The organism is Cryptosporangium sp. NPDC051539 (assembly GCF_044454545.1).
In the GTDB taxonomy this organism is placed as follows: Bacteria; Actinomycetota; Actinomycetes; order Mycobacteriales; family Cryptosporangiaceae; genus Cryptosporangium.
Genome location: NZ_JBITDV010000031.1, coordinates 1 through 9,490, shown reverse-complemented (window position 1 = coordinate 9,490; position 9,490 = coordinate 1). Strand labels below are relative to the sequence as shown.

At 74.1% G+C, this 9,490-nt stretch carries 1 protein-coding gene; it reads left to right on the top strand.

From position 1 onward, the window contains the following. Window positions 1–23: 23 nt before the first annotated feature. A partial coding sequence (locus ACIBZJ_RS43100; protein ID WP_395939414.1) for an SDR family NAD(P)-dependent oxidoreductase occupies window positions 24–9,490 on the top strand: 9,467 nt, incomplete at its 3' end.

Here is a 9,490-nt window from a genome sequence, read left to right as displayed (position 1 = left end):
TGTGGACGGATCCGGAGTATTGGGTGCGTCAGGTGCGGGAGCCGGTGCGTTTCGCGGATGCGGTGGCTGGGCTGGTCGGGGATGTTGATGTGTTCGTGGAGGTGGGTCCGGATGGTGCGTTGAGTGGTGCGGTCGCGCAGGTGTTGCCGGTCGCCGTGCCGGTGTCGCGGGCGAACCACGACGAGGTCCGCGCGGCCCTGACCGCACTGGGCACGGCCTGGGCGAACGGCGCCCGGGCCGACTGGACGGCGCTGTTCGGCACCCGGACCCCGGTGCTCGACCTGCCCACCTACGCGTTCCAGCACCAGCGGTTCTGGCCCGCGCGGACGGTGAGCAGCGATCCCGCCGGCCTCGGTCTGAGTGCGCTCGACCATCCGCTGCTGGCCGCCGCCGTCGAGATTCCCGAGACCGGCACCGTCGTGCTCACCGGGAAGCTCTCGCCGGCCGCGCAGCCCTGGCTGGCCGATCACGTCGTCGCCGGGCGGGTCGTCCTGCCGGCCACCGCCCTCGTCGAACTCGCGATCCGGGCCGGCGACGTCATCGATGCCCCGACCGTCGACGAGCTCACCCTGTCCGAACCGGTCGTCGTCACCGGCGACACCCAGCTGCGTGTCGTCGTCGACCGCGACCGGCGGACCGCGCGTTTCTACACCCGTCCGGACGCGACCGACGCGGCCTGGGTCCTGCACGCCGAGGCGGCTCTGTCCGCGGCTGTCGACGAGAGCCCCGGGCTGGGTGAATGGCCACCGCCCGGTGCCGAACCGGTGCCCGTCGGCGACGCCTACGAGGACTTCGCCTCCGCCGGCTACGGCTACGGTCCCGCCTTCCAGGGGCTGCGTGCCGCGTGGCGGACCGAGGGCGCCTGGTACGCGGAGGTCGCGCTGCCCGACGGAGTCGACCCCGCCGGGTTCGGTCTGCACCCGGCGCTGTTCGACGCCGCACTGCACGCGTCGCTGCTCGACGCGGACGAGCGCGACGGCGACGGGCGTCCGAAGCTCCCGTTCCTCTGGCGTGGAGTCCAGCTGCACGCCTCCGGGGCGCGGCGGCTGCGTGTGCTGCTGACCCGGCCGGCGGCCGACACCGTGGCCCTGACGCTCGCGGACGACACCGGCGCCGCGGTGCTCTCGGTCACGGCGATGGTCGGCCGGGCAGTGCGAGCCGGGGACGCCGACCTGGTCGGCGCCGAACCGATCTACACCGTGGGGTGGCACACGGCCACGCCGACCGCGGGGCCGACCGCAGGGCCGGCCCCGGTCGTCTGGGACGGCACGGGCCGACCGCCGATCGGCGAGCTGGTGGAGCTGCGCTGTGCGACCGGCGCGGCGGACACCGCCACCGTCCCGGAGCGGGTCCGGGAACTGACCGGCGCGGTCCTGGACGCGGTGCAACGGTGGCTCGCGGCCGACGACCGCGACGGCGACCGGCTGGTCGTCCGGACCGGCGACGCCGTCCGGGTCGCCGACGAGCGCGTCGATCCGGTCCAGGCGGCGGTGTGGGGCCTGGTCCGCGCCGCGCAGGCCGAACACCCCGGCCGTATCGTGCTCGCGGACCAACCGAGCGGCGAACTCGTCCTGGCCACCGGGGAGCCCGAGGTCGCCGTCCGCGACGGCGTCCCGTTCGCCCCCCGGCTGGTGCGGGCCGAGGCGCCGCTCACCCCGGACGGCGACACGGCGAACCGGTTCACCGGCGGAACCGTGCTCGTCACCGGCGGCACCGGCGGGCTCGGCGCGGTACTCGCCCGGCACCTGGTCACCGCTCGGGGCGTGCGGGCCGTCGTACTGACCAGCCGCCGGGGCCCGGACGCGCCGGGCGCCGCCGAACTGCGGCGCGAGCTGACCGAACTCGGGGCGGAGGTGACGATCCTCGCGTGCGACGTCGCCGACCGGAACGCGGTCGCCGCGCTGCTGGCGGCCCATCGCGTGGACGCGGCGGTGCACACGGCGGGTGTGCTGGACGACGGGGTGATCGGCTCGCTGACGCCGCCGCGCCTGGCAGCCGTGCTCCGGCCCAAGGTCGACGGCGCGTGGCACCTGCACGAGCTGCTCGGCGACCGTCCGCTGGTCACGTTTTCGTCGCTGGCCGGGACTCTCGGCGCGCCCGGCCAGGCCAACTACGCGGCCGCGAACGCGTTCCTCGACGGGTTGGCCGAGTACCGGCGGGCGATCGGTCTGCCCGCGCTGTCGCTGGCCTGGGGGCCGTGGGCGCAGGAGACCGGGATGCTCGGCGGCCTCACCGAGGTGGACGTGCGGCGCATGGCGCGGTCCGGGTTGCCACCGATCTCCGCGGCGGACGGCCTGGCCCGCTTCGACGTCGCTCTCGGCGCCGACCTCGCGGTGGTGGTGCCGGTCCGGCTCGACCTGGCCGCGCTGCGGACCCGCGACGACGTCGCGCCGCTGTTCCGCGCGCTGGTTCGCGGCCGTCGCCGGACGATCGCGGCCGGGAGCGGCAACGGCGACCTGATCCGGCAGCTGAGCGCGTTGGGGCCGGAGGCGCGGCGGGACCTCCTCACCGACCTGGTCCGGCGGGAGGCCGCGTTCGTCCTCGGCCACCCGTCCGCGGACGGCGTCGAGCGGAGCCGGGAGTTCCGCGACCTCGGCGTCGACTCGCTCACCGCGGTCGAACTGCGTAACCGCCTCGGCACCGCGACCGGACTGCACCTGCCGGCCACGCTCGTCTTCGACTACCCGACGCCCGAACGGGTCGCCGAGTTCCTGCTCACCGAAGTCGCCGGGGAAACCGACGACGCCGTCGTTGCGACCACCACGGTCGGCACCGGCGACGACCCGATCGTCATCGTCGGCATGGCCTGCCGGTATCCGGGCGGGATCGCGTCGCCCGAAGCGCTCTGGCAGTTCGTCGCCGAAGGCGGCGACGCGATCACCGCGTTCCCCGACGACCGCGGCTGGGACCACGACGCGCTGGTGACGCCCGGCCAGGGCGGGTTCCTCGACGACGTGGCCGGTTTTGATGCCGGCTTCTTCCAGATCTCGCCGCGCGAGGCCGCGTCGACCGACGCCCAGCAGCGGCTGCTCCTGGAAGTCGCCTGGGAGGCGCTGGAACGCGCCGGCGTCGACCCGCACACCCTGCGGGGCAGCCAGACCGGCGTGTTCGCCGGCGTGATGTCCAACGACTACGCCGAACTCACCCAGCGCAACGTCCAGCCCGGCTGGAACGCCCCGTCGATGGCCTCCGGACGGGTGGCGTACACGCTGGGGGTGCACGGCCCGGCGGTCACCGTCGACACCGCGTGTTCGTCGTCGCTGGTCGCGCTGCACCTGGCGGCGCAGGCACTGCGCTCGGGCGAGTGCGACCTGGCGCTCGCCGGTGGCGTCACCGTGATGGCCACTCCCAGCGGGTTCGTCGCGATGAGCCTGCAGGGTGGTCTCGCCGGCGACGGCCGCTGCAAGTCCTACGCGGACGCCGCCGACGGCACGGCCTGGTCGGAGGGCGTCGGCGTGCTGGTCGTCGAGCGCCGCTCGGACGCCGAGCGGCGCGGGCACCAGATCCTCGCGGTGCTGCGCGGCTCGGCCGTCAACTCCGACGGTGCGTCCAACGGGCTCACCGCCCCCAACGGCCCGGCGCAGCGCCGGGTGATCCGGCAGGCGCTGGCGTCGGCCGGGCTCACGGCCGCCGACGTGGACGCCGTCGAAGGGCACGGCACGGGTACCCGGCTCGGCGACCCGATCGAGGCGCAGGCGCTGCTGGCGACGTACGGCGCGTCCCGGAACGGGGAACCACTCTGGCTGGGCTCGGTGAAGTCCAACCTCGGACACACCCAGGCCGCGGCCGGTGTCGCGGGCATCATCAAGATGGTGCAGGCCATGCGGCACGGTCTGCTCCCCGGGACCCTGCACGTCGACGCACCGTCGTCCCAGGTGGACTGGTCGGCGGGCGACGTGTCGGTGCTCACCGAGAACCGTCCGTGGAGCGAGCGCGGGCGTCCGCGTCGCACCGGCATCTCGTCGTTCGGCCTGTCGGGCACGAACGCGCACGTCATTCTCGAACAAGGCCCCACGCCGGCGCCGGACGCCGAGCCGCCGGCCGAATCCGGTGTCCTGCCGGTGATGTTGTCGGCCAAGTCCGCCGACGCGCTGGCCGGGCAGTCCGAGCGGTTGCTGGCCCAGGTGGAGCAGGACCGTCCGGCGCTCGTCGCGCTGGCGCGGGCGCTGGCCACGACCCGCTCCGCGTTCGAGCACCGTGCGGTCGTCCTGGCCAGTGACCACGACGACCTGGTGGCCGGGCTGTGGGCGTTGCAACTGCAGGGCGGCGGCGTCAACCTCGTCCGTGGTGTCGCGGCGCCCCGGTCGCGGCTCGCGATGATCTTCACCGGTCAGGGCGCCCAGCGGGCCGACATGGGACGGGAGCTGTACGAGCGCTACCCGGTCTTCGCCGCCGCGATGGACGAAGTCTGCGCCGAGATCGACCGGCACCTCGACGCACCCTGCCGCAGCGTGCTGGCCGACGCCGACCTGGTGCACCAGACCGGCTGGGCGCAGCCGCTGCTGTTCGCGGTCGAGGTCGCTCTGTTCCGGTTGCTCTCGTCCTGGGGCCTGGCCCCGGACGTCGTCGCCGGGCACTCGATCGGCGAGGTGATAGCGGCCTACGTCGCCGGGGTCTGGTCGCTGGAGGACGCCTGCGCGCTGGTCGCGGCCCGGGCCCGGCTCATGCAGGCGCTTCCGGCCGGCGGCGCGATGGTGGCCGTCCGGGCTTCCGAAGAACACGTCGCGCCGCTGCTGACCGGCCGGGCGTCCGAGATCTGTGTCGCAGCGGTCAACGGTCCCGACGCCGTGGTGCTGGCCGGCGCCGAGACCGCGGTCGCCGACGTCGTCGCGCTGCTGACCGCCCAGGGTGTGAGCACGCGCAGGCTGCGGGTGTCGCACGCGTTCCACTCGCCGCTGATGGAGCCGATGCTGGACGAGTTCCGGGCCGTGGCCCGCACGCTGACCTACTCCGAGCCCGCGGTCCCGGTGGTCACCGTGGACGGCTCGGTCACCGACCCGGAGTACTGGGTGCAGCAGGTCCGCCGTCCGGTTCGCTTCGCCGACGCGATGACCGCGATGCGCGCGGACGCCGTCACCGTGCTGCTCGAGGTGGGGCCGGACGCCGTGCTCACCGCGCTCGCCGACAGCGACGGCAACCAGGCGTTGCTGGTACCCACGATGCGTGCCGACCGGGACGAGCAGGCCACCGTGATCGAGGCCGCGGCCCGGTTGCACGCGCACGGCGTAGCCGTGGACTGGGACGCCGCGCTGCCCGCCGCCGGGCACGTGGATCTGCCCACCTACGCGTTCCAGCACCAGCACTACTGGCCGGCTGGTGGGCGCGGCGGCGACGCCAGGAGCATCGGTCTGAGCGCCGCCGGGCACCCGATTCTCGGCGCGGCGGTCGGGCTGGCCGCCGGGGGTGGCACGCTGCTCACCGGCCGCCTGTCGCTGAGCGCTCACCCGTGGCTCACCGACCATCGGGTCGGCGAGTCGGTGCTGTTCCCCGGCACCGGCTTCCTGGAGCTGGCGATCCGCGCCGGCGACCAGGTGGGCTGCGCCCGGGTCGACGAACTCACGCTGATCGCTCCGCTCGTCCTCGACGACCGGAGCGCGGTCGCCGTGCAGGTGCACGTCGGGCCGGCCGATCCCGCCACCGGCGCCCGGGACTGCTCGATCCACACCCGGCCGGTCGACGTGGACGACGACTTTCCCTGGGTCCGCCACGCCACCGGCACGCTCTCCGGACACGGAGCCCCGGCCCCCGCCCCCCGGTTCGACCCGGTCGCCTGGCCGCCGCCCGGGGCGACGTCCCTCGACACCGCCCGCGTCTACGACGACCTGGCCGCGGTCGGCCTGCGGTACGGGCCGGTCTTCCAAGGGCTCGGCAGCGTGTGGCGCGACGCCGACGGCGTCGTCTACGCCGAGGTGACGCTGCCGCAGCAGCACACGCACTGCACCGCCGGCTACGGCCTGCACCCCGCCCTGCTCGACGCCGTCCTGCACGCGGTCACGTTCGTCGGGCTGGACGACACCACCGGCGGCCGGCTGCCGTTCTCCTGGCACGACGTGTCCCTGCACGCCGGTGACGCCGGCACGCTCCGCGTCGGGCTGCACCGCACCGGCCCGGACACGATCGCGCTGGCCGCCTACGACCCGGCCGGAGCTCCGGTGATCACCGCCGGGCTCGTGGTGCGGCCGATGAGCGAGGTCGCCGAGGTCGAGTCGACCGGCGCGGGCGCGCTGTTCCAGACCGTGTGGATCCCGCTGACCGAACAGGTTCCCGCAGCCGTGCCGGTCCCGGTACCCTTGGCGGCCGACGAGAACGCCGGGCTGGCCTACGTGCGGCTGGTCCCCGCCGGAACCGGCGTCGTCGACGAGGTCCACCGGCTGACCGCCTCGACGCTGGAATTCGTGCAGCGGCGGCTGGACGGCGATCCGGACGGCCGGTCGCGGCTGGTCGTCCTCACCCGGGGCGCCGTCGACGTCGCGGGAAAGCCGATCACCGACCTGGCCGCGGCGGCGGCCTGGGGACTGGTCCGGACGGCGCAGACCGAACATCCCGGCCGGTTCGTCCTGGTCGACACCGACGCCGGTCCGGAGGCGGACCTGAGCACGCTGGCCACCGCCCTGGCGACCGGCGAGCCACAGGTCGCCGTGCGCGCCGGGACGGCCTGGATCCCCCGTCTGGTACGCGCCGAGGCCACCGAGGGAGGCGAAAACCCGGACTGGAACCCCGACGGCACGGTCCTGATCACCGGCGGCGCCGGCGGCCTGGGCGCGACGTTCGTCCGGCACCTGGTCGCCGAGCGCGGCGCGCGGCACGTCCTGCTGGCCAGCCGTCGAGGCCCGGACGCGCCGGGCCTCGTCCCGCTCGCCGCGGAACTGATCGCGCACGGCGTGGAGGTGACGCTCGCCGCGGCCGACGTCACCGACCGGCAGGCGGTCGCCGGTCTGCTCGCGGGAATTCCGGCCGCGCATCCGCTGACCGCGGTCATCCACGCCGCCGGGACGCTCGACGACGGGATCGTCGCGACGCTCACCCCGGAACGGCTGGCCGCGGTGCTGCGGCCCAAGGTCGACGCCGCCTGGCACCTGCACGAACTCGCCGGTGACGTCCCGCTCGTCCTCTTCTCCTCGGTGGCGGGCACGTTCGGAGCCGCCGGGCAGGCCAACTACGCGGCCGGCAACGCGTTCCTCGACGCGCTCGCCCAGTACCGGCACGCCCACGGCCAACCGGCGCTGGCGCTCGCCTGGGGCCCGTGGCAGCTGGAAGCAGGCATGACCGGCGGTCTGCGGGAAGTGGACCTGCGACGGATGGCCCGGTCCGGCATGCCGCCGCTCTCCCGGACCCAGGGCCTCGCGCTGTTCGAGCGCGCGGCGCGGACCGGGCTGCCGGTGATCGTGCCGGCGCGGCTCAACCTGTCGGCGTTGCGGGCCAAGGCCCCGGTGCCGCCCCTGCTGCACGAGCTGATCCGCCCGGCGCGACGTTCCGCCACCGCCGCGTCCTCGGCGTCCGGGCCTCGGTTGCTGGACCAACTCGCCGAATTGCCCCCCGACGAGCAGGTACGCCGGCTGCTGGAACTGGTCCGCGCGCGGGCCGCGGCGGTACTCGGCCACTCCTCACCGGGCGACGTCGAGCCGGGCCGGGAATTCCGCGAGCTCGGCATCGACTCGCTCGGTGCGGTCGAGCTGCGTAATGCCCTGTCCGAGGCGGTGGGGCTGCGGTTGCCGGCGACGTTGGTGTTCGATTTCCCGACGCCGGCGGCGGTGGCGGGTTTGCTGGCGGGGAAGGTGCGGGGCGCAGTGGCGCCGGTGAGTGTCGCGTCGCCGGTGGTGGTGGCCGGTGATCCGGTGGTGATCGTAGGGATGGCGTGCCGGTATCCGGGCGGGATTTCCTCGCCGGAGGACCTGTGGGACCTGGTCGCGGGCGGCGGCGACGCGATCTCGGCGTTCCCCGCCAACCGCGGCTGGGACCTCGACGCGCTCTACGACCCGGACCCGAACCACGCCGGCACGTCGTACACGCGCCGCGGTGGTTTCCTGCACGACGCGGACGCGTTCGACGCGGACTTCTTCGGGATCTCGCCGCGTGAGGCGCTGGCGATGGATCCGCAGCAGCGGTTGCTGCTCGAGACGTCCTGGGAGGCGTTGGAGCGTTCCCGGATCGACCCGGCCACGCTGCGGGGGAGCCGGACCGGTGTCTTCGCCGGTCAGATGTACCAGGACTACGCGACCAGCGTGACACTGCCCGAAGACTCGATGACGTTCTGGGGCACCGGCTCGTCCGGGAGCGTGACGTCCGGCCGGGTGTCTTATCTGCTGGGTCTGGAGGGCCCGGCGGTGACGGTGGATACGGCGTGTTCGTCGTCGTTGGTGGCGTTGCATTTGGCGGCGCAGGCGTTGCGTAGTGGTGAGTGTGATTTGGCGTTGGCCGGTGGTGTGACGGTGATGGCGACGCCGAATACGTTCATCGGTTTTGCCCGTCAGGGTGGTTTGTCGGCCGATGGGCGTTGTAAGTCGTTTGCTGATGCCGCGGATGGTGTCGGGTGGGGTGAGGGTGTCGGCGTGCTGGTGGTGGAGCGACTGTCGGACGCGGAGCGGAACGGTCATCGGGTGTTGGCGGTGGTGCGTGGTTCGGCGGTGAATCAGGATGGTGCGTCGAATGGTTTGACGGCGCCGAATGGTCCGTCGCAGCAGCGGGTGATCCGTGCGGCGCTGGCGTCGGCGGGGTTGTCGGCGTCCGAGGTGGATGCGGTCGAGGGTCACGGGACCGGGACGACGTTGGGTGATCCGATCGAGGCGCAGGCGTTGCTGGCGACGTACGGTGCTTCGCGGTCGGGGGATCCGTTGTGGCTGGGGTCGGTGAAGTCGAACATCGGGCACGCGCAGGCCGCGGCGGGGGTCGCGGGTGTGATCAAGATGGTGCAGGCGATGCATCACGGGGTGCTGCCGTCGACGCTGCACGTGGACGCGCCGTCCGCGCAGGTCGATTGGGCCGAGGGCGCCGTGTCGCTGCTGGCCGAGGCACGGCCGTGGGACGCCGCCGGGCGCCCCCGGCGGGCGGGCGTGTCGTCGTTCGGCATCTCCGGGACGAACGCGCACGTGATCCTGGAGCAGGGGCCACCGTCGAGCGAGCCTCCGGTGGAGACGGCCGGGCCGATCCCGGTGGTGGTGTCGGCCAAGTCGGCTGCGGCGCTCGACGCGCAGGTCGAGCAGGTGGCTGCTTGGTGGGGAGAGGTTCCGGCGGCGACGGCCGGTGCGGGGCTGGCGTTGTCGCGGGCGGCGTTGCCGTATCGGGCGGTGTGGGTGGCCGGGGCCGGGGCTGGGGCTGGGGCTGGGGCTGGGGCTGGGGCTGGGGCTGGGGGGCTCGGGTCGGTGGCGGCGCGGGGTGTGGCTGGTGCGGGTCGGGTCGTGGTGGGTTTTGGGGGTCAGGGTGGTCAGCGGGTCGGTATGGGTGGGGGTTTGTACGAGCGTTTTCCGGTGTTCGCGTCGGCGTTTGATGAGGT